Annotated in this window: 18 protein-coding genes; 7 read left to right on the plus strand and 11 right to left on the minus strand. The window is 73.8% G+C overall.

The window, feature by feature from the left end; all coding sequences use genetic code 11:
* Positions 1 to 17: 17 nt before the first annotated feature.
* Positions 18 to 458, minus strand: a complete 441-nt coding sequence (locus ACZ499_RS18630) for an SRPBCC family protein (protein WP_468409575.1) — start codon at positions 456 to 458, stop codon at positions 18 to 20.
* 94 nt (positions 459 to 552) lie between these two features.
* Here ACZ499_RS18630 and ACZ499_RS18635 point away from each other — a divergent pair, with 94 nt between their 5' ends.
* Positions 553 to 1083, plus strand: a complete 531-nt coding sequence (locus tag ACZ499_RS18635; RefSeq protein WP_468676216.1) for a gamma carbonic anhydrase family protein — start codon at positions 553 to 555, stop codon at positions 1081 to 1083.
* 78 nt (positions 1084 to 1161) lie between these two features.
* Positions 1162 to 1905, plus strand: a complete 744-nt coding sequence (locus ACZ499_RS18640; RefSeq protein ID WP_468676218.1) for an acyltransferase — start codon at positions 1162 to 1164, stop codon at positions 1903 to 1905.
* Between the two features lie 137 nt (positions 1906 to 2042).
* Here ACZ499_RS18640 and ACZ499_RS18645 read toward each other — a convergent pair whose 3' ends face one another.
* Positions 2043 to 2906, minus strand: a complete 864-nt coding sequence (locus ACZ499_RS18645) for an EamA family transporter (protein ID WP_468676219.1) — start codon at positions 2904 to 2906, stop codon at positions 2043 to 2045.
* 122 nt (positions 2907 to 3028) lie between these two features.
* Here ACZ499_RS18645 and ACZ499_RS18650 point away from each other — a divergent pair, with 122 nt between their 5' ends.
* From ACZ499_RS18650 to fxsT, 5 genes are all read left to right on the plus strand, one after another.
* A complete protein-coding gene (locus ACZ499_RS18650) occupies positions 3029 to 3601 on the plus strand; it encodes a helix-turn-helix domain-containing protein (RefSeq protein ID WP_468676222.1) in 573 nt (190 codons plus the stop codon).
* A 205-nt stretch (positions 3602 to 3806) separates the two neighbouring features.
* Positions 3807 to 3992 carry a hypothetical protein gene (locus ACZ499_RS18655; RefSeq protein WP_468676223.1) on the plus strand — a complete coding sequence of 62 codons (186 nt, stop codon included), beginning with the start codon at positions 3807 to 3809 and terminating at the stop codon, positions 3990 to 3992.
* A gap of 16 nt (positions 3993 to 4008) precedes the next feature.
* Entirely contained in the window at positions 4009 to 6459 is a 2451-nt protein-coding gene (locus ACZ499_RS18660) for an FxsB family cyclophane-forming radical SAM/SPASM peptide maturase (RefSeq protein ID WP_468676226.1), read from the plus strand.
* A gap of 94 nt (positions 6460 to 6553) precedes the next feature.
* Positions 6554 to 7918 (plus strand): TIR-like protein FxsC, encoded by a 1365-nt coding sequence (locus tag ACZ499_RS18665; RefSeq protein WP_468676228.1) that lies wholly within the window; start codon positions 6554 to 6556, stop codon positions 7916 to 7918.
* Positions 7902 to 11876: an FxSxx-COOH system tetratricopeptide repeat protein gene (fxsT, locus tag ACZ499_RS18670; protein WP_468676229.1), complete on the plus strand. Its 3975-nt coding sequence runs from the start codon at positions 7902 to 7904 to the stop codon at positions 11874 to 11876. The genes ACZ499_RS18665 and fxsT overlap by 17 nt, the downstream gene beginning before the upstream one ends.
* Before the next feature lie 226 nt (positions 11877 to 12102).
* Here the strand turns inward: fxsT and ACZ499_RS18675 are convergent, their stop codons facing one another.
* The 9 genes from ACZ499_RS18675 to ACZ499_RS18715 form a co-directional block, all read right to left on the minus strand.
* Positions 12103 to 12969, minus strand: coding sequence for an alpha/beta fold hydrolase (locus ACZ499_RS18675; protein ID WP_468676231.1), 867 nt, complete (start codon positions 12967 to 12969; stop codon positions 12103 to 12105).
* Positions 12970 to 13143: 174 nt separating this feature from the next.
* Positions 13144 to 13551, minus strand: a complete 408-nt coding sequence (locus ACZ499_RS18680) for a CoA-binding protein (RefSeq protein WP_468676233.1) — start codon at positions 13549 to 13551, stop codon at positions 13144 to 13146.
* 28 nt (positions 13552 to 13579) lie between these two features.
* Positions 13580 to 14476 carry a class I SAM-dependent methyltransferase gene (locus ACZ499_RS18685; protein ID WP_468676235.1) on the minus strand — a complete coding sequence of 299 codons (897 nt, stop codon included), beginning with the start codon at positions 14474 to 14476 and terminating at the stop codon, positions 13580 to 13582.
* Positions 14476 to 15270, minus strand: coding sequence for an alpha/beta fold hydrolase (locus ACZ499_RS18690; protein WP_468676237.1), 795 nt, complete (start codon positions 15268 to 15270; stop codon positions 14476 to 14478). Before ACZ499_RS18690 ends, ACZ499_RS18685 begins: the two co-directional genes overlap by 1 nt.
* Positions 15267 to 15920, minus strand: a complete 654-nt coding sequence (locus ACZ499_RS18695; RefSeq protein ID WP_468676239.1) for a LysR substrate-binding domain-containing protein — start codon at positions 15918 to 15920, stop codon at positions 15267 to 15269. Before ACZ499_RS18695 ends, ACZ499_RS18690 begins: the two co-directional genes overlap by 4 nt.
* A complete protein-coding gene (locus ACZ499_RS18700) occupies positions 15913 to 16764 on the minus strand; it encodes a DUF6182 family protein (protein WP_468676241.1) in 852 nt (283 codons plus the stop codon). Before ACZ499_RS18700 ends, ACZ499_RS18695 begins: the two co-directional genes overlap by 8 nt.
* A gap of 73 nt (positions 16765 to 16837) precedes the next feature.
* On the minus strand, positions 16838 to 18004 hold the full coding sequence (locus tag ACZ499_RS18705; RefSeq protein WP_468676242.1) for a hypothetical protein: 1167 nt from the start codon (positions 18002 to 18004) through the stop codon (positions 16838 to 16840).
* 73 nt (positions 18005 to 18077) lie between these two features.
* Positions 18078 to 19502 (minus strand): NAD(P)/FAD-dependent oxidoreductase, encoded by a 1425-nt coding sequence (locus ACZ499_RS18710; protein WP_468676243.1) that lies wholly within the window; start codon positions 19500 to 19502, stop codon positions 18078 to 18080.
* A 1-nt stretch (position 19503) separates the two neighbouring features.
* Entirely contained in the window at positions 19504 to 20361 is an 858-nt protein-coding gene (locus ACZ499_RS18715) for a class I SAM-dependent methyltransferase (protein ID WP_468676245.1), read from the minus strand.
* Between the last annotated feature and the right edge of the window lie 54 nt (positions 20362 to 20415).

Raw genomic sequence — 20415 nt, forward strand, 5'->3', positions numbered from 1 at the left:
CGCCGGTCCCGGGCGGTTCACTCCCCGAGCAGCGCGGTCAGCGCGCGGCCGAACACCAGCCGTCCCGCGCGGACGGTCAGCGGATCGAGCAGCCGGGGCAGCCGCCACACCCGCAGGTCCTCCCGCCACACGAGCAGCGCCCCGGCCCCCTCGGGTCCGGGGCGCACCTCGATCTCGGCCCAGCCGGTGACCACCCGCCCGCGCTTCTCCATGCGGCAGCGCCCCGGCCGTCCCCGCTCGGGCGGCTCCCACACCACGACCTCCATCGGGTCCTCGAACGCGAGGCGCCCGATGCCCGTGCGGGCCACGAAGACCGTGCCGACGCCGGTGGGTGCGGGAGTGGTGACGGTGATCCGGGTCAGCGGGACGCTTCCCGAGTGGCGGGCCCAGTCGGTGAGCCGCCGCCAGACCTCGGCGGGGCCCGCCTCCGTACGCCGGTCGATCCGGAAGAGTGCCATCCGGCGATCGTACGGGCCACCCGGGCGCACACCCCGGCGATCCGTCGCCTACCGTGCCCCTGGGTGCGATGAGATCCGTACGAAGGAGTGGCGCATGGCAGAGCAGGCGTTGGTCGTGGCTGTGGGCGGGAAGAAGCCGCAGGTCGACCCGGCGGCGTTCACCGCACCGACCGCCGTGGTGCTGGGCGAGGTGACCCTGGCCGCCGGGGCGAGCGTCTGGTACCACACGGTGCTGCGGGCCGACTGCGGCCCGATCGTGCTGGGCGCCGACAGCAACATTCAGGACAACTGCACGGTCCATGTGGACCCCGGCTTCCCGGTGACGGTCGGCGAGCGCGTCTCGGTCGGGCACAACGCCGTGCTGCACGGCTGCACGGTCGAGGACGACGTGCTCATCGGCATGGGGGCGACCGTGCTCAACGGGGCCGTGATCGGCGCCGGTTCGCTGGTCGCCGCGCAGGCGCTGGTGCCGCAGGGGATGGTCGTACCGCCCGGCTCGCTCGTCGCGGGCGTGCCCGCCAAGGTCAGGCGCGAACTCACCGAGGAGGAGCGCGAGGGCATCAAGGTCAACGCGCTGATGTATCTGGGGCTGGCCAGGGACCACCGTGAGGCGCACGGCGGCTGACCGCCCGGGCCCGGGCTGAGCGGAAGATCACAGGTCCCGGCGCTGACCAGCCCAGTCGGCGGTGAGTACCGTGTGCGGGTGCCGAAGAACAGAAACACGTTCTCATCGCTGACCGCCTGGCGGCGCCGGCTGGCCGCGGGCGCGGTCCAGCGCGGCTGGCAGTGGGTGCAGCAGGCGGGGGCGATCACCGCCGAGCACCCCGGGCGGCTGCGGTTCCGCCGGATCGGCTCCGGCACCCGGCTCGCCTTCCCGCAGGGCACGGTCTTCGGCGAGCCGTGGATCGAGCTCGGCGACCACTGCATCATCGGCGAGCAGGTCACGCTGACGGCCGGGTTGATGCCGGGCCTCGACCTCGGCTCCGAGCCGATCCTGACGCTCGGGGACGGTGTGGTGCTCGGCCGGGGCAGCCACGTCATCGCGGACACGACGGTGACCATCGGCTCGAACACGTACTGCGGCCCGTACGTCTACATCACCTCCACCAACCACAGCTACGACGATCCGCACCAGCCCGTGGGCAAGCAGTGGCCGCGGATGGAGCCGGTGGAGATCGGGCCGGGCTGCTGGCTCGGCACCGGCGCCGTCGTGCTGCCCGGCGCCCGGCTCGGCCGCAACGTGGTGGTCGCCGCGGGCGCGGTGGTGCGGGGCGAGGTGCCCGACCACGCCGTGGTGGCCGGGGCGCCCGCCCGGATCGTACGGACCTGGGACCGGGAGAACGGCTGGCAGCCGCCGCTGCGCACACCGGCCCCGGTGCCGATCCCCGAGGGTGTCACCCCCGAACAGCTGCTCGCGGTGGCGGAGTTGGCGACGGACGAGGCGTAAGCGCCCAGGGGCGCGGGGCTGTGACATTGTGCGGCTCCGCCGCGATGGGGGTCCCCCCTGTTCGAGCGAAGTCGAGAACTTGGGGGAGCGACCAGCCCACCACCGACCCGTAGACGAACTTCCGCCCCGGCGTGTCGTCAGCCCGTCGCCAGCAGCAGCGTGCCCACCAACGCGATCCCCGCCCCCGCCGCCTGCACCCCGCGCAACCGCTCCTTGAGCACACCCCGCGCGGCCAGCGCGGTGACCACCGGGTAGAGCGAGGCGAGCACGGCCGCCACGGTGACCGGCCCCTGCTGCGCGGCGATCGAGTACGTACCGTTCGCCGCCACATCGGCCAGGCCGACGAAGGCGAGCGCGGGCAGCGCGGCGCGGACCACGCTGATCCCGCCCTCCGGCAGCGCGTCGCCGCCGCGCTTCACCGAGACGTACAGCGCCGTGCCGCCGACGGCGACATTGGTGACGCGTTGGACGAAGAGCGCGAGGAACAGGCCGGTGAGAGTGGTCGACGCCTCCGCGATCAGCGCCATCACCGCGCCGAAGCCGAACGCGGCGAGCAGCGTGAGCACGATCGCCTGCCGCTGGACCGGCGCGCCCCGCAGCTCCGGGCCGCCCGCCATGAGGATGCCTGCCACGGCGACGGCGATCCCGGCGAACTGGAGCACGCCGGGCCGCTCGCCGAGGACCAGGCCGACCCCGACCGGCACGGCCACTCCGAGCGAGCCGAGCGGGGAGACCACGCCCATCGGGCCGAGCGCCAGCGCCTTGTAGAAGCTGAGCATCGCGACCGGGCCGACGGCGCCCGCCGCCACCGCGAACCAGAGCTGGGGCCCGGCCTCGTGCCACCCGCCGGTGGCCACGACGACCGCGCCCAGGACGACGACGGCGATGGACTGCGAGACGACGACCACGGTCAGCGCGGGCGTACGGCGGGTGAGCAGCCCGCCGCCGAAGTCGGCCAGCCCCCACAGGAGGCTGGTGGCCAGGGCGAAGAGTGCCGTCATGAGAGTGCCTCGCAGTACAGTGCGGTGAACGGTTCGGTGCACCGGACCGTAGTTCACTATACTGAACTTGTCATCCAAAATATTAGTCTGCCGCTCCCGGCGGCTCCCATCTTGGACGGAATGTGTCGGACCTCGATCTGCTGACCCAGTCCCTGGCTCGCAACGTCAAGCGCTGGCGCACCGAGCGCGGCTTCACCCTGGACGCGCTCGCCTCCCGCGCGGCAGTCAGCCGCGGCATGCTCATCCAGATCGAGCAGGCCCGGACCAACCCCAGCGTCGGCACCGTCGTCAAGATCGCCGACGCCCTCGGGGTGAGCATCACGACCCTGCTCGACTACGAGAGCGGGCCCAGCGTGCGGATCGTGCCGCCGGACCAGGCCGTCCGGCTCTGGTCCACCGAGCAGGGAAGCTCCAGCACGCTGCTCGCGGGCACCGAGGCCCCCGGCCCGCTGGAGATGTGGCGGTGGCACCTGATGCCCGGCGACGGCAGCTCCTCCGACCCGCACCCGGTGGGTACCTTCGAGCTCATCCACGTCACCGCGGGAACCCTCACCCTGGTGGTGGACGGCGCCGAACACCCCGTCCCGGCGGGCCACTCGGTCTCCTTCGAGGCCAGCACGAGCCACGTCTACCGCAACGACGGCACCGAGCCGGTGGAGATGACCATGGCGATCTCGGTCCCGTTCGAACGCTGAGACCTCCGGCGCGTTGGCCCGTGGTGCCGGAGGGGCCCGGGATTCATGCCGTCGGAATCCGTCGGGTGGCGCGAACTGGCCATCCATGCACGGGAGTCGGACCGATCGGCGCGGTCCTGTGCGAGAGTGGCCGATGCGGGGAAGACAAGTGCGGAGAGGGCAAAAGCCCTCCCGCAACGATGCACGCCCGCCGGTGGGGGGATTCATGGGACATCTCGTCACGGCCGCCGAACGACCTTGTGCGGCGCCCGACCGCCAGGGCCGTGAACGGCCATCACTGCACACACAGGCCGCCAAGGCGCGCGGCGGGGAACTCCCCGCGGAGATACAGCGCCTGATCGCCGAGAACGCCTCGACGGTTCCGGTCGCCGCCTTCCAGTCGGCGCTCTAGCCGGAGGCCCCGCGCCATGGACCGGTCGCCTCCGGTGGTGTCGCAGGTCGTACTGAAGATGCACAGCCGCTGCGACCTGGCGTGTGACCACTGCTATGTGTACGAACACGCCGACACCAGCTGGCGCGGCCGGCCCAGGGCGGTCTCGCACGAGATCCTGGCCGCCACGGCGGCCGGGATCGCCGCCCACGCCCGGGCCCACCGGCTGCCCGCCGTCCATGTGGTGCTGCACGGCGGTGAGCCGCTGCTGGCCGGGCCCGCGCTCCTGAGACGCGCCGCCGAGGAGCTGCACCGCGCCCTGCGCGGCGTCAGCACCCTCGATCTGCGCGTCCACACCAACGGGGTCCTGCTCGACGAGGAGTTCTGCGAGCTCTTCCGTGAACTCGGTGTCCACGTCGGCGTCTCGCTCGACGGCGACCGGGCGGCCAACGACCGCCACCGCCGCTACGCCGACGGCCGCAGCAGCCACGCCCGGGTCCTCGACGCGGTCGCCCTGCTCGGCCGGCCCCGCTACCGGGAGCTGTTCGCCGGGCTGCTGTGCACCATCGACCTGGAGAACGACCCGGTCGCGGTGTACGACGCGCTGGCCGGACTGGACCCGCCGCGCATCGACTTCCTGCTGCCGCACGCCACCTGGGACCACCCGCCGCCGCGCCCCGCGGGCTCGCCGGCGCCGTACGCGGACTGGCTCGACGCCGTGTACCGCCGCTGGGACGGGCAGGGGCGCCCGGTCCCCGTACGGCTCTTCGAATCCGTCCAGCGCACCCTGCGCGGCGGCAGCAGCCTCACCGAGTCCCTCGGGCTCGCCCCGGCCGACCTGGTGGTCGTCGAGACCGACGGCACCTTCGAGCAGGCGGACAGCCTCAAGACGTCCTACGACGGCGCCCCGGCCACCGGGATGAACGTCTTCGAGCACAGCCTCGACGACGTGCTCACCCACCCCGGGATGCTGGCCCGCCAGAAGGGGATCGAGGCGCTGTGCGCGCAGTGCACCGCCTGTCCCGTGGTCGCGTCCTGCGGCGGCGGCCTCTACGCCCACCGCTACCGGACCGGAACCGGCTTCGACAATCCGTCCGTGTTCTGCCCCGACCTGATGGCGCTGATCATGAACATCCGCACGCACGAGTCGCTCCCCGAGCACCCGGCGCACGCCCGGGCCGGTGAGCCCACCACCCGGCCCGAGGCCGAACAGGCCCTGGAACCGGCCGACTTCGAGGAGTTGGCCGCCGGGCTGGGCGGCGCCGACACCGTCGCCCGCCTCGCCCTGGCCCAGCTCGACCTCAACCGCGGCCTGCTCGCCGCCCTCGGCGGCCGGGCCGACCCGGCGGACCGCCGGGCGGCCGCCGCCTGGGAGCTGCTGCTCGACCTGGACGCGGCGGCGCCGCACGCCCTGGAGGCCGCCCTCGGCCACCCCTACTTCCGGCCATGGGCGCTCGGCGTCCTCGGCGGCCGTGAACCCGGCGCGCTCGCGGGCGGTCTGGCGGAGCTCGCGGCGTCGGCGGCGCTGCGGGCCCGGCGCGCCGACACCGTCGTCGTGCCGTTGCGCGACGGCACCCTGCGGCTGCCCGGCATCGGCCGGGCCCTGCTGCCGGGCGGCGCCGAAGAGGCCGAACTGACCGCGCAATCCTACGGGTTCACCGTACGGGCAGGGGGCCGCAGGATCGAGATGGGCTGGGGCGAGGGCCTGGACGGCCGCACCCCGCACTGGCAGCCCGTACGGCTCTTCGAGGCGAGCGGCTGGACGGTCGCCCTGGAGGACACCGACCCGCTGCGCGACCGCTACCCCTGGCCGGCCGAGGAGCGGCTGCCGGCGTCCGGGGCGCGCGCCTGGGCCGACGCGCTCGCCGGAGCCTGGTCCCTGATCCAGCGCCATCTGCCCTCGTACGCACCGGGAATCGCCGCCGGACTGCGGTCCATCACCCCGCTCAGCCCCCGGGCGGGCGGCGACACCAGCGCCACCTGCCGGGACGCCTTCGGGGCCGTGGGCGCCGCCCGCCCGTCCGCCCCGGCCCCGCTCGCCCTCCTGATCGTCCACGAGTTCCAGCACGTGAAGCTGGGCGCGGTGCTCGACAGCTGCGACCTGTACGACCCGGAGGACACCGGCCGCTACTACGCCCCGTGGCGCGACGACCCGAGACCGCTGGGCGCCCTGCTCCAAGGCGCGTACGCCCACCTGGCGGTCACCGACTTCTGGCGGGTGCGGCGCACCACCGCGGACACCCCGGCGGCGCGCGGCAGGGCCGAGGCGGAGTTCGCGCGCTGGCGCCGGCAGACGTCGGAGGCGATCGACACGCTCGCCCGCTGCGGCGCGCTCACCGGCCCGGGCAAACGCTTCGTCGCCGGGATGGGTGAGACCGCCGCGGCCTGGCGGGAGGAGCGGGTCGCACCCGAGGCGCTCGCCGCGGCCACCAACTCCGCCCGGCGCCACCGGGACGCCTGGCGGGCCCGCAACGCGCCGCGCGGGTGACCGGACGCCCCCGAATCGGCGCGTACAAGCGGTTCCGCCGTGGATCGCTCGCTTTCTACACTGAGGACCCACCCACTCGGACCGGGAGGGAGCGGTGCCGCACGGAGCCGCGCGGGGCGGGGGACACGAGCCGAGGCCGTACTTCTTCCTGAGCTACGCGCACATGCCGAAGAACGATCCCCGGGACAAGGATCCCAACCTCTGGGTGCAGCGCTTCTTCCGCGACCTGTCCGCGCACGTGATGCAGCTGACCGCGCTCCCGGCCGGGGTGCCCGCCGGGTTCATGGACCAGCACGTGCGCCCGGGCGAGGACTGGCAGGGGCAGATCACCGAGGCGCTGGCGCACTGCCGCGTCTTCGTACCGCTCTACTCGCCGCGCTACTTCCTCAGCGAGCAGTGCGGCCGGGAGTGGTTCGCGTTCGCCGGGCGCGACACCCTCCACCAGTCGCGCAGCGAGCACCGTTCACCCCCGGCGATCATCCCCGCGCTCTGGATCCCCGTACTGCCGCACCAACTTCCCGAGCCCGCACGCAGGTTGGAGTTCCACCATGCGGACTTCGGTGACGAGTACGCCGACGAGGGCTTCTACGGGATGATCAAGCTCAGCTATCTGCGCGACCACTACGAACACGCCGTCTACCAGCTCGCCAAGCGCATCGTGAGCGTCGCGGAGCGGACCCGGGTGGCCGACGGCGACCCGCTCCAGGACTACGCGACGCTCACCTCCGCCTTCGGGGCGGCCCCCGGCCCCGGGCGCGACCTGGAGGTGACCGTTCTCGCCTGCTCCCGCGACGGCCTGCCGCGCGGGCGCGGCCCCGACTGCTACGGCCCCCGGCCCAGCGACTGGAACCCGTACCACCCGCTGTCCGCACGGCCGCTGGCCCGCCACACCGCCGACCTCGTCGTCAACCTCAACTACGCGGTGCGCCTCGCGGAGTTCGAGGACAGCGCCGACAGGCTGCTGCGCCCGGGGCCGCCCGACGCCCCCGGGCTGCTGCTGCTCGACCGCTGGGCGCTGGACTCGCCGCGCCACCGGGAGCTGGTGCGGCTGCTCTGCGCCGAGCCCCGCCCATGGCTCAGCGTGATGGTTCCCTGGAACCGCGCCGACCCCGAATCACCCCCGCGCGAGGCCGAGTTGCGCCATGTCGCGGACGAAGTGCTCGCGACACGGCTGCGGCAGAGCCCCGGCCACCTGACGCAGGGCGGCGGGCTGCCTACTCTGGAAGCCTTCAGCCAGGAGCTCCCCAGGGCGGTCCGGTCGGCGGTCAGGCACTACGAGAGCGCCGCGCGCACGGACAGGCCGGCCGGGCCCGGCAGCCCGCTGCCCCACGTCCTGCCGGACGGGGTCGGGCTCGGCCGGCCGGCCCGCCGCCGCACCGGGGACCAGCGAGAACAGCGCGCCGCCGGGAAGAGCAAGGCCGAGCAGGTGGAGGGCCCCCCAGATGGCCGAGAACCGTGACGGGACCGTCATCACGTTCTACTCGTACAAGGGCGGCACCGGACGCACGATGGCGCTCGCCAACTGCGCCTGGATCCTGGCGGCCAACGGCTACCGGGTGCTCGCCGTCGACTGGGACCTGGAGGCGCCGGGCCTGCACCGGTTCTTCCACCCCTTCCTCAACCTGCGTGATCTGGAGGCCACCCCGGGCCTGATCAACCTGATCACCGAGTACCAGGAGGAGGCCCGGCGGCCCGGCGAGCGCACCCCGGACTGGCACCGCGCCTACGCGCGCGTCCGCCCGCACGCCGTCACCCTCGACTGGTCCTTCCCCAGCGGCGGCAGCCTGGACTTCCTCTCGGCGGGCCGCCGCAACCGCGACTACTCCTCGGTCGTGGGACGGATGGACTGGGACCACTTCTACGAGCACTCCGGCGGCGGCCAGTTCTTCGACGCCATGGGCGACGACATGCGCCGCCACTACGACTTCACCCTGATCGACAGCCGGACCGGACTCAGCGACATCGCCGACATCTGCACGGTCCAGATGCCCCAGGTGCTCGTCGTCTGCTTCACCCTGAGCGACCAGAGCATCGACGGCGCCTCGGCCGTCGCCCGGTACATCGAGGAGCGCTACCAGGAGCGGAACATCCGCATCCTGCCCGTGCCGACCCGTATCGACGAGGGCGAGAAGGAGAAGGCCGACGCCGGGCGGGCGCTCGCCCGGGAGTACTTCGAGGGCCTCCCCAGCGGCCTGACGGGCGAGGCCGCCGACAGCTACTGGGGCACGGTGGAGATCCCGTACCGGCCCTTCTACGCCTACGAGGAGGTCCTGGCGACCTTCGGGGATCCGCCCAACCTCGGCAGCTCCCTGCTCGCCGCCTGCGAGCGGCTCACCTCGGTGCTCACCCACGGGCAGGTCACCGGGCTGCCGCCGATCGACGAGTCGCTGCGGCTCGCCCATGCCGCCGCCTTCACCCGGCGCAGGCCCGCCTCGCCCGCGAACATCGTGCTCAACCACGTGTCCGAGGACCGGATGTGGGTGGACTGGCTGTCCGCCGTGCTCGGCGCGGCGGGCTTCCGCACCTTCCCGGTGGACGTCCGCGACCCCCGGTCCGACCTGACGGTGCCGGAGTCCGGCGAGGACAGTGCCCACCGCGTCCTGCACATCGCCTCCCCGCCCTACCTCAAGTCCCGTGCGGGACGCGGTCTGTGGGACAGCGGACCGGCCCCGGACCGGGCCGGCGGCCGCCGTCAGGTGCTGCCCGTGCGCGTCGGCGACGTACGGCTCACACCGCCGCCGGGCGGCCTGCGCGCGGTCGACCTGGTGCGTGTGGACGAGGCCGAGGCGGCGGCCGCGCTGCTCGGCGCGCTCGGCCGGAGCGGGGCCGCCGCCGCGCTCCCGTGCGCCCCCGACCGCCCCCGCTTCCCCGGGAACGCGCCCCGGATCTGGAACGTACGGCCGCGCAACAGCTGGTTCACCGGCCGCACCGACCTCCTCGACCGGGTGCGCGACCAGCTGCGCGGCGACAGCCGCTCCGCACAGCGCCTGCCCCAGGTCCTGTACGGACTCGGCGGCGTGGGCAAGACACAGGTGGCGCTGGAGTACGCGCACCGCTTCCGGGCCGACTACGACCTGGTGTGGTGGATCGAGGCGGAGCGGCCCGACCTGGTGGTGGCCTCGCTGGCGCAGCTCGCCGCCGAGATGGGGCTACGGACGGGGGACGTGGTGGCCGAGGCGGCCATGGCGGCCCTCCAGGAGCTGTGGCGCGGCGAGCGCTACCCGCGCTGGCTGCTGATCTTCGACAACGTGGAGGACCCGGACGAGGCGCTGCGCCGGCTGCCCCCGCCCATCGGGCCGCTCCCCGGCCCCGTCTACGGGCATCTGCTCGCCACCTGCCGCAACAAACCGGCCACGAACCGGGTGGAGACCACCCAGGTCGAGGTCTTCACCCGGTTCGAGAGCGTGGAGCACCTGACCTGGCGGGTGGCGGGCCTGCCGCCCGAGGACGCCGACCTGGTCGCCGACGCGGTGGGCGACCTGCCGCTGGCCGTGGAGGTGGCGGCGGCCTGGCTCGCGGAGACGGCGACGCCCGTGGACGCCTATCTGCGCCAGCTCGCGGAGCAGAGCACCACGGTCCTCTCGCTCGGCACACCGGAGGGGTACGGGCTGCGGTTCGGCGCGACCTGGGCGATATCCATCAAAAGGCTGCGCGAGGAGTCGAGCGCCGCGGTGCGCCTCCTGGAGATCTGCTCGTTCTTCTCCGCCGAACCCGTCTCCATGCGGCTCATCGGCAGCGACGCGATGTTCGACGCGCTGCTCCCGTACGACGCCGATCTGCGCGAGCGGTACATGCTGGGCCGGGTCATCCAGACGCTGAATCGGTTCGCCCTCGCCAAGGTGGACCCGGCGGACAGCAGCATCCAGGTGCACCGCCTCGTCCAGGCGGCCGTGCGCGACGCGCTCAGCGCCGAGGAGCAGGCCGAGACCAAGAGCGTGGTCCACCGCATCCTCGCGCAGGCGCGGCCGGCCGAGGGCGTCGACCGGGACGACCCGGTGAACGACCCCAAGAGCTGGCCCGCCTTCGAGCTGATCTGGCCGCATCTGAACGCCTCCGGCATCGCGGACAGCGACGACGCCAAGGCCCGTGAGCTGATGGTCGACCGGATCCGCTACCTCCTGCGGCGCGGCGAACTGGAGAGCGCCCGGGTCTTCGGCGCCCAGCTGGACCGGATCTGGACCAGCCGGCTCGGCGAGGACGCGCTGCAGACCCTCAACATCCGCTTCGAGCTGGCCAACGCCCTGCGGGCGCAGGGCCGTTACCAGGAAGCCCTGACCATGGACGAGGACACCCTCGCCCGCCAGCTGCGCCTTTTCCACGCCGGCCATCCCGCCGACGACCACCCCAGCGTGCTGATCGTCACCGGCAGTCTGGCCGCCGATCTGCGCGCCGTCGGCAGGTTCACCGAGGCGCTCGAACGCGACCTGTGGGTCTACCGCGGCATGCGCCGCCTCTTCGGCGAGGCCCACCGGCGCACCCTGATCGCCGCGCACAACCTCGCCATCGACAACCGGCTGACCGGGGACAGCGAGGCCGCGCGGCGGCTCGACGAGCGGACCGTGGAGCGGCGCGGCATGCTGCTCGGCGACGACCATCCCTACACCCTGGTCACCAAGATGAACCTGGCCGGGGACCTGCGGGAGACCGGCGAGTACGCGGTCTCGGTGGAGGTCCTGCGGGAAGTCGTGGACGGACTGCGCCGGGTCCTGGACCCGCACGCGCCCGAGGTGCTGCGCGCCGCCAAGAGCCTGGCCGTCTCGCTGCGCAGGGCCGGGCATCCGCACGAGGCGATGCGGCTGACGGGGGAGACGTACGAGCGGTTCCGCGACCGGTACGGGCCCGTCTCGCCCGACACCCTCGCCTGCGGGGTCGGCCTGGCCGCCGACCTCGCGGCCACCGGCGACCCGGCGCACGCCCTCGACCTGGCGCGGCAGATGTTCCACGGATACCGGGGGACGCTGGGCGAGTCCCACCCGTACAGCCTGGCGTGCCGGGCCAATGTGGTCGTCCATCTGCGCGCGACGGGAGGCGCCGAGGAGGCGGTCGCGGACGCCGAGGAGGTACGCGACCGGCTGGAGCGGGCGCTCGGCCCCCAGCACCCCTTCACGCTGTGCGCGGCCGTCAATCTGGCGAACGTGTACGGAGATCTGGGCCGGTTGGACCTCGCCGAGCGATGGGAGTACGCCGCGCTGGAGGGACTGCTCGACAAGCTCGGCCCGTGGCATCCGGACGTGCTGGTCTGCCGGTCGAACCTGGCGGTCACCCTGCGGGCGGCGGACCGGGGCGAGGACGCGGCCGGAATGCGCGCGGCGGTGATCGAACCGGCCGCCGAACGCCTGGGCGTGGACCACCCGATCGCGGAGGCGGCCCGCTCCTGGCAGCGGCTGGACCGGGACATCGAAATCCAGCCGGTCTAGGGCGTGTTTCGAAAGTAGCGTCGTCCGCCCGAAGGGCGGGCCCGGCGGCGTCTGGTGCGTGCGATCGCAAGGCGGAGGGTCGCCCCGATACTGGTTGTATCGGGGTGATCCCGACAACGCGGCGAGCGTGCGTGCCAGACGCCGCCGGGCAGACGGGACTTTCGAAACACGCCCTAGGGGCGGTGGCCCTGCGCATCGAGCGCCGGGCCTCGTGCGACCGGCCGGTCTAGGAGCGGGCGGCCCAGCGCAGGGCGCGGGTGAACACCGCCAGCGCGCCGAAGTGCGCGGCGTCCGGGGGCACTTCCAGGCGTGCCCCCGGGATCCGCTCGGCCAGCCATCGGGTGTGCTGCGCGGGGGCGAAGACGTCCTGCTCGCCGTGCCACAGCAGCACCGGCGTACGGATGTCCTCCGGCCGGAACTCCCATGGCGAGCTCAGTGCCAGTACGTCGTCGACCCATCCGTCGGCCGAACAGCGCAGCCCCTCCGCGAAGTTACGGACGAGCAGCGCCCGGATCGCGGCGTCGGTCAGCACCTCCCGGTCCGGCCCCGGCACCATGTCGTGCATCGCGGTGACCGTCGCCCTCGGATCCGCCCGTATCTCCTCCGCCCGCACCTCAAGAGCGGCCGTGACCGCCTCCGGGCCGCCCGCCGCGATCGTGTACGCCCTTACGTTGTCCTCGGTCATGCCGTCGAACCAGTCGAGGCCGTCCGCGTCGCGCGGCGCGAGCGGGACGAGCGCCACCGCCCTGGCCGTACGCCCCGGAAGCCGCGCGGCACACGACAGCGCGTGCGGCGCGCCGCCGGAGCGCCCCACCACGGCGAACTCGCCTATGCCCAGGGCGTCGGCGATCGCCGCCACGTCCTCCGCCGCGTGCACCACCCGGCGCCCCGGCCGCCGGTCGGAGTCCCCGTACCCGGGCCGGTCGAAGGTGATGAGGCGGACGCCCATCCGGTAGAGCACGGTGCTGCGGGGAGCCGGACCGTGCCGGCTCCCCGGCGTGCCGTGCAGCAGGAACACCGGCCTGCCCAGGGGGTGCCCCCGGCTCTCGACGGCCAGGTTCCGGCCGTCCGGGGTACGGATGAGCTGCGGCAAGGCGCGCCTCCCGTGGGTCCGTTCGGGGGCTGGGGGATGGCGCCAGTATGAGCGCGCCGGGACGGCCGGTACAGCGGACGACGGGGTGCGGCGGGACGGCGAGCACGGCGGGACGGGGTGCGGCTGCACGGCCGGTACCGCGCGGGGTGCGGGCCGCCGAGCCCCCGGGCGGGCTCAGCCCAGCCGGGGTATCTCGATCGCCGGGCACCGGTCCATGACCATGTCGACCCCCGCCGCCCGCGTCCGCTCGTACGCCGCGTCGTCGATCACCCCGAGCTGGAACCAGACCGCCTTGGCCCCGGCCGCCACGGCCTGGTCGGCCACATCCCCGGCCAGCTCGCTGTTCACGAACACATCCACCACGTCGACCTTGAACGGAATCGCGTCCAGCGACGGATACCCCTGCTCGCCGTGGACCGTCTCGGCCTTGGGGTGCACGGGCACGATCCGCTTCCCGTACCGCTGCAGCACCGCCGCCACCCCGTACGCCGCGCGGCGCTCGTTGGACGACAGACCCACGACCGCCCAGGTGTCCCCGGTCCCGGTCAGGATCTTGCGGATGGTGTCCTGCTCGCTGTTCACTCCGTGCCTCCTGCGGACCGCAGGTCCGTTAGATGTGTTCCTCACCCGCAGAACGAGTGACCGGCTCCTGGAATTCCCGCTGACCGGGCACGGTGCCGACGGCCAGCACATTGCCCTCGCTGATGTATCCGTCGGGCTCGTCGAGCGGATGGTCCGCGGCGTCCGGGTCCGCGAAGCGGCGCCACTCTTCGCTCAGCCCGAGCGCCAGGGCCTGCTCTGCGAGCCGGGCACAGGTCGGGGCATAGAACGCCCTGGCCTGCGGAGTGAGCGGGGCGAAGTGCTCGATCAGGACGGTCCTTTGCCGCACCTCGGTCAGGCCCGCGGCCTTCAGAAGGCGGTACAGATCGCGGGTGCGCAGGAGCTGGGCCGCATAGCCGGGGGTCCGTCCGGCCGCGCGGAAGAAGTCCGTGAAGAGATACGGGTCCGCCGGCCGGGCCGTGATCAGGTGGGCGTCCAGGTCCTTCACCGCTATCGTGCCGCCGGGCCGCACCACCCGCCGCAGCTCCCGCAGCGCGAGGGCCAGTTCGGAGTCGTTCAGGTACTGAACGGTGTTCGCGCACCAGACGGCGTCGAACGTGGCGTCCGCGAAGGGGAGTTCCAGCAGATCGGCGCGGCGGACGTCGACCGGGCAGGCGGGGGACCACCGCGCCAGCCGTTCGGTGGCCAGCGCGGCGTTCTCCTCGGCAAGGTCCACCGCCGAGACCCGCCCCTCCGGGCCGACCAGATCGGCCAGCCACGGCAGGAAGTCCCCGCCGCCGCAGCCCGCGTCCAGGACATTCGCGCCGGGCTGTATGCCCGCCTGCCCGAGCAGGCGGAGATAGGCGTCCCGGCATGCGTCGAAGTGCGCGTCGACGATGGTGTGGTGGGTGAAACCGAGGCCGGTGGAGGTGGTGAACCCCCAGGCCCGGTGGTCTTCGGTCAGCATCAGTGCGCATCCACTTCGGCCGTGAGCGCGTCCAGTTCGGCCAGGAGGGCGTCCAGTTCGGCCTGGGTGGCCTCCGGCGCCTCCAGCGGCGGCAGATGTCCCGAGCCCGGGACGACCACGAGGCGCCCCCGGGGCAGGGCCTCGACCATCGCGCGCGTGTCCGACTCCGACACCAGCTCGTCCTCCTCACCGACGATCACCACGGCCGGGATGTCGGTGGCACGCAGGACGTCCAGGGCGTCCGGCCGCGCCGCGATCGCCTGCTGGGCCCAGGCCAGCGACGCGGGAGAGGCCCCGGCCGCGACGGTACGGAGCCGGGCCAGCACCTCCGGCCGCTCGGCGCGCGTGGTGGCGCCGACCAGTCGGGGCGCGGTCGACTCGATGACCGCCGGGCCCTTCACCGGGTCCTCGATGAGGGCCAGGAAGCCCTCCCGCGCCGTGCGCGCGGCCTCGTCGTCCATGTCCGCCCGTGTGGACAGCAGCGCGAGCGCCAGTGCCCGACCGGGATGCCGGCGCAGGAACGCCATCGCCGCATAGCCGCCCATCGAGACCCCGACCAGCACCGCGCGCTCGATGCCGCGCTCGTCCAGCTCGCGGGCCAGGTCGTCCGCGACCGTGTCCAGCGACGGCGGCTCGTCACCGAGCGGAGTGGCCCCGAAGCCGCGCTGGTCGGGGGCGACGACCAGATGTCCACGCCGCTCCAGTGCCTCCCGGTGCGCGTCCCACATCGACGAGTCGAGGGAGAGCGCGTGCAGCAGGACCACGGGGACCCGGCCGTTCGTCGTCGCCGTCATCGCGCCGTGCTCCCGCTCTCGGCGTCCGCGATGAACCGGGCCGTGTGCGCGGCCGGTGCGGGGTCCCGCAGCCAGGCCAGGGCGACCGGCGCGGGCGGCAGATCGGAGATCGGGATCACCTTCATCTGAGCCGGCGCGATGGCCTCCAGGGACTGGAACGTCAGATGGACGGCGTCGGTCCCGGAGAGCGTCCCCATCAGGCCGTTCACCGTGCCCATGTCGTACGCGCGCCGGATCCGGCGCCCCTTCGGGGTGCGGGGCGGCACCACGTCGTCCCACACGTACTCCGGGAAGGCGCCGGGGCAGCGGAAGCCCTCGTAGGCGGCCAGCTCCTCCACCGACACGGACGCGTGCGTGGCGAGCGGGTGGTGGGCGCCGACGATCACCGCGCGCGGGTCGAGTGCCACCGGGCGGCTCACCGCCAGGTCCGGCTCCCGCAGCCCGTACTTGACGATCATGACGTCCAGTTCCTTGGCCCGCAGCCCACGGAACGGGTCGGCCACGTCGTACCCGACCAGCTCGACCTCGCTCTCGTCGCGGCCCGCCGCCCGGACGATCGCGGTGGCGAGATCGGGCGAGCCGTGGATGCCCAGGCGGACGGGCGGCGCGCCCGGGACGCTGCCGGTGGGAGGGGTGGTGCGGTCAGTCATGGGGAGTCTCCTCGGTCAGTGCGGCAAAGGCGCGGAGCTGGTGGGGACGGGTGCGGTCGACATCGACGCGGAGCGCGGCGAAGGGCGCGGTCGCGCCGGTCAGGCTCGGGACGGAGCGCAGGGTCAGCCGGTCTCCCGGCATGATCAGGCCGTCCAGAGCCGCCTCGACCACGAGGTGGTTGAGGTGGACGAGCGCCTCGGGCACGGGAACACCCGAAGCGGCCACATAGAGGTCGCGGTGGACCCCGGCCCTCGGCGGGGGGCCGGATCGCGGCGCGGAGGGTCGCGGCGGGACGGCGCCGCGCGGCAGCGGTCCGGCGCCGGGCCCCGGTGCCGGGGCCTGCCGTTGCGCCCCGGAGTCCCCCCGACTGGCTGTCGGGGGCGGGACCGTGACCGTTCTCGGCGGGCCCACCGGGAACGCGGCCGTGGACAGGAACAGCTTGAGCAGGCGGCGCAGCCCCGCGCTGCTCTCGGCCGGTGCCGGGCCGCACCAGCCGACCGACCCGTCCTCGGCCAGGCGGTCGAATGAGTAACGGCCCAGCAGGTTCGCGGGGTTCCCGGCCAGGAACACCGTTCGGGTGAATGAGCGCCGCCAGGCCGCCGCCGTCTCGGGCGCGAGCCCGAGCGCGAAGGCGGACGCGTCACGGATCCAGGCCGCGGGGTCGAAGTGGCGCACGACCGCCACCGTCTGGACGGCGTCGGCGTCCGGCCGCTCGGCGACCCGGGTGCGCGCCGCCAGCAGCGCGGCGAGGTCCGACTCGCCCTCGGCGTCGACCAGTTCGGGCCGTAGCTCCCGCAACCGCCGGAACGCCTCGGTGTGCAGCCGTCGCTGGGTCAGGGGCACGGGAGCACCTCCGAGGCGGGCCGCTTCCCGCTCGGGGGTCCGGGAACACCTGCTGAGGGGAGTCGTTGCTCGGTCAGGAACACAGGAACACCTCCGCCAGCAGATCGCGCGCGGGCGCGGCGCGGCGCCGGGCGAGCAGGCTCGTGGTGAGCCGGTACGGGTCCACATAGGTGTGGTCGCGGCGGTGGACGCCCAGCCGTTCGGGCAGACCCGGCTCAGCCGTGGCGGGCGCCCCGGACAGCAGGCGGTCGGCGCGCTTCAGACACTGGTGCAGCAGATCGGGCCTATGGGACTGCGCCTGGCCCGGTCCGAGCGTCGCGATGAAATAGAGCCGCATGCCGAGCCGTATCGCCGCCTCGTCGTGCTCGGCGGACGCCGCCCCGATCAGCGCGGCCGCGTCCAGGCCCCGCCAGCCGCCTTCGCGGGCCGAGCGGATCTCGCCGTCCACCGGGACGCGGCCGACCGGGACCCGGTGCACGACGGGCCCCAGCGGCGCGAGCACGCGCGCGAGGAGCTGGTAGTCCGGGTCGAGCTCACGGTCGTACAGGAACACCACCTCGTCGTAGTGCGGCGCGAGCGGCAGGAGTTCGCGCAGTGCGCAGGCGAGGTAGTTGGGGCGGCCGTCGGCGGTGACGATCTGCCGCAGCGGCAGACCGTGCCGCGTCAGGTCGAGGTAGACCGGGCCGCCGAGCCCTCGGTGGTCCAGGCACAGGCCACGCGCGCGTAGCTGCTCCAGCATCTCCTCCAGACCGAGGCCGGGCGGCTGGTGGGCGAGGAGGCCGGGGTCGTACAAGCCGAGCCGGGCGTAGTGCCCCCGCCACAGTTCGAGGACCCGGGCGGCGGCCGGGTGCACCCAGCCGTGGTGCTCGACGGCGTCGGCGTACGGGCGTAATGCGGCGGCCGGAACCCGGTCCGTCGCCGCGCGGTGGCGCACGTACAGCGAGCCGATGTCGTCCTCCGTCAGTTCCGCGTAGCCGGTGTCCCCGTGGGTGCGGTCGAGGAACTCCCAGAACCCCAGAGTCTGTTCGGTGAGGTGGTACGTCGTGTGGCTGTAGCGGTAGTCGACCTCCGCCAGACACGCGGTCGCCCGGTACATCACGTCCGTCCAGAACAAACCCTTGAGGTGGGACGGGGCGAGCGGTTTGGAGGGGGTGACCGTGATCGGAGCCAGCAGCACCCGGCGGCGCGCTCCCGCCGCCGCCCGGGGCCGGAGCGCGGAGGCGACGGCGGGGGCGGTCACGGGCGCGCTCCTTCCACCACGGAGGGGGCACGGCGACGGGGCGGCGTCACGAGGGATCTCCTTCCGCACGGCGTCACGACCGGCCTCCTTGCGCCGCCACGAGGGCGCCGAGGAGGTCCTGGCGGGGCATGGTCGCGGTGCTCGCCGGGACCGCGCCACGGGGCGCCTGGGCCACGCGGTGCCGGAACTTCTCGTCCCCGAACACCTCGTCCGGAGTGCTCAGCCCCATCAGGACCCGCATCAGCCCGCGCCACACCGTCCCGTCCTGGGCGGCGGCCGCCCGTATGGACGTGTCGGGGCAGCCGGCGTAGGCGGGCGGCAGCGGCCGGCCGTGGACGACGGCGCTCCAGCGCCCGATCCGCTCCCGGTCGGTGCTTGCCGCGTGCTCGTACCACGGCCGCAGGAACGTATCGGCGAACCCGGCCGCGGCCTCGGTCCGTTTGGTCGCGGGGCGCGCGGCCAGCGCGTCGGCGAGGCCGAAGGCCTGCGCGAGCGCCAGCGACATCCCGCGCCCGTAGAGCGGGTTGGTGACACAGGCGGCGTCCCCGACCGGGAACAGGCCCGCCACGGGCGGGTGCACGGCGGTGGCGCGCAGGGCGTTGGCCGGGCTGCCGATCACATGGACGGCGGAGATGGGCGCGCTGACGGCGTCGTCGAGCCAGCCGGCCAGGCCCGGAGTGGCGCGCGCGACGGCGGTGAAGTCATCGGCGTGCCGCAGCCTGTCCAGTTCCGTGTCGCCGGGCAGCGTGCCCAGGGCGATCGCGAAGGTGCCCGCGTCGCCGGGGTGCAGCACGCCCGCGTAGTGGTCCCAGATGTCCCCGGCGGCGTGGCCCCGGTTGAGCGGCCCGGGCAGAGAACTGCTTCTGAGCCGGTAGAACCGGGTGAAGCCGCGCAGCCCGGACGGGCTGGTCAGATCCCCCGCCACCGGAACCCCGGCATCCGCGAGCCAGCCGCGGGCGGCCGCGCGACGGCCGGTGGCGTCCACGACCACATCGGCGGGCAGGTGCGCGCCGTCCGTCGTCACCACGCCGCGCACGGACTGCCGGTCGGCGCTCAGCCGCAGCCCGCGCACCGTCGTGCCGTGCCGGATCTCCACCTGCGGCAGGGCCTCGACCGTCCGGTACAGGACGAGTTCGAGCGTGGTGCGGCGGCAGCCCAGCGCGACCAGTTCGTCGTCGCCCACCTCGCGCGCCCGGTCGGTCGCACCCTGCGGCAACGCGCGCGTGAGGTCGAACAGCGGGGCACCGGCGGCGACCAGCCGCTCCAGGACCTCGGGCGCGCGCGTGCGCAGCGTGCGCACGCCGAGCGAGGTCAGCGTGTGGGACTGCTGGGCCTGCGGCACGGTCGGCCGCTGCCAGCGGCTGTGCAGGTCGGCCATCGCGCCCCGGGGCGGTGGGGCGGAGCGCTCCAGGACGACGACCTGCCGTCCGGAACCGGCCAGCGCGAGCGCGGAGGCCAGACCCGCGACACTGCCTCCCACGACCAAAGCTGTCGGCATCTCAGCGCCGCCGACCGTGGATGAAGAACACCCGGCGCACGTTCGCGTCGTGCCGCGCCGGCACCGGGTCCGGCCAGCGGCCGTAGTCTGCGCCCGGTTCGCCCGGTTGCAGCGCCTCGACGGAGAACCCCAAGCTCTCGAAGAGCGCCTCGGGCTCGTCGGTCCCGAACAGCCAGGGGCAGCCCCAGCCCGCGAAGATGTCCAGCAGCCCGCGCATATGAGGGAGCGTCAGAGCGGCGGAGTTGACCAGGTCGGCGGCGATCCGGCTGCCGGGCGCCGAGAAGGCGGCGACGCGGCGCAGGATGCGGTGGGTGTCCTGCTCGGGGATGTAGTACAGCAGCCCTTCGAGCAGCCAGGTGGACGGCAGGGCCGGGTCGTACCCCGCCTCCCGGAGGTCGTTCTCCCAGTCGGGAGAGGTGAGGTCCACGGCGACTGTACGGTGGTCGGTCCGCGGGCTGACGCCCTCCAGCCGGTCCTTCTTGTACGCCAGCACCGCGGGCCGGTCGACCTCGTAGTAGCGCAGCCCCTCGGGCCAGTCCAGCCGGTAGGCGCGCGAGTCCATCCCGGCCGGGGCGAGCACGATCTGCTGCATCCCGGGCTCGCGGGCGGCCTCTTGGAGGTAGTCGTCGAAGAACCGGGTGCGGATGGCGTTGTAGTCGGGGGTGCTGGGGAGCGTACGCGAGGCGTCCGCCGGGAACGTCGCCTTCCGGATCTCCGCGAGCAGCTCCGGCCCGATCTCACCGCAGAGCGCGTCCGCGTACGGATCCTGGTAGATGCGGTCGGGCCGACGCGTCTCCGCGGCACGCAGGGCAGCGGTGAGCAGGGCGGTGCGTTCGACTGCGTCGAGCAACTCGGTCACGGGGTTCTCGTCTCCTTCGGTCGGATGGGTGGAGTGCGGGGCCCGCAGTGGGGT

The sequence above is a fragment of the Streptomyces sp. NPDC031265 genome (genome assembly GCF_055570295.1).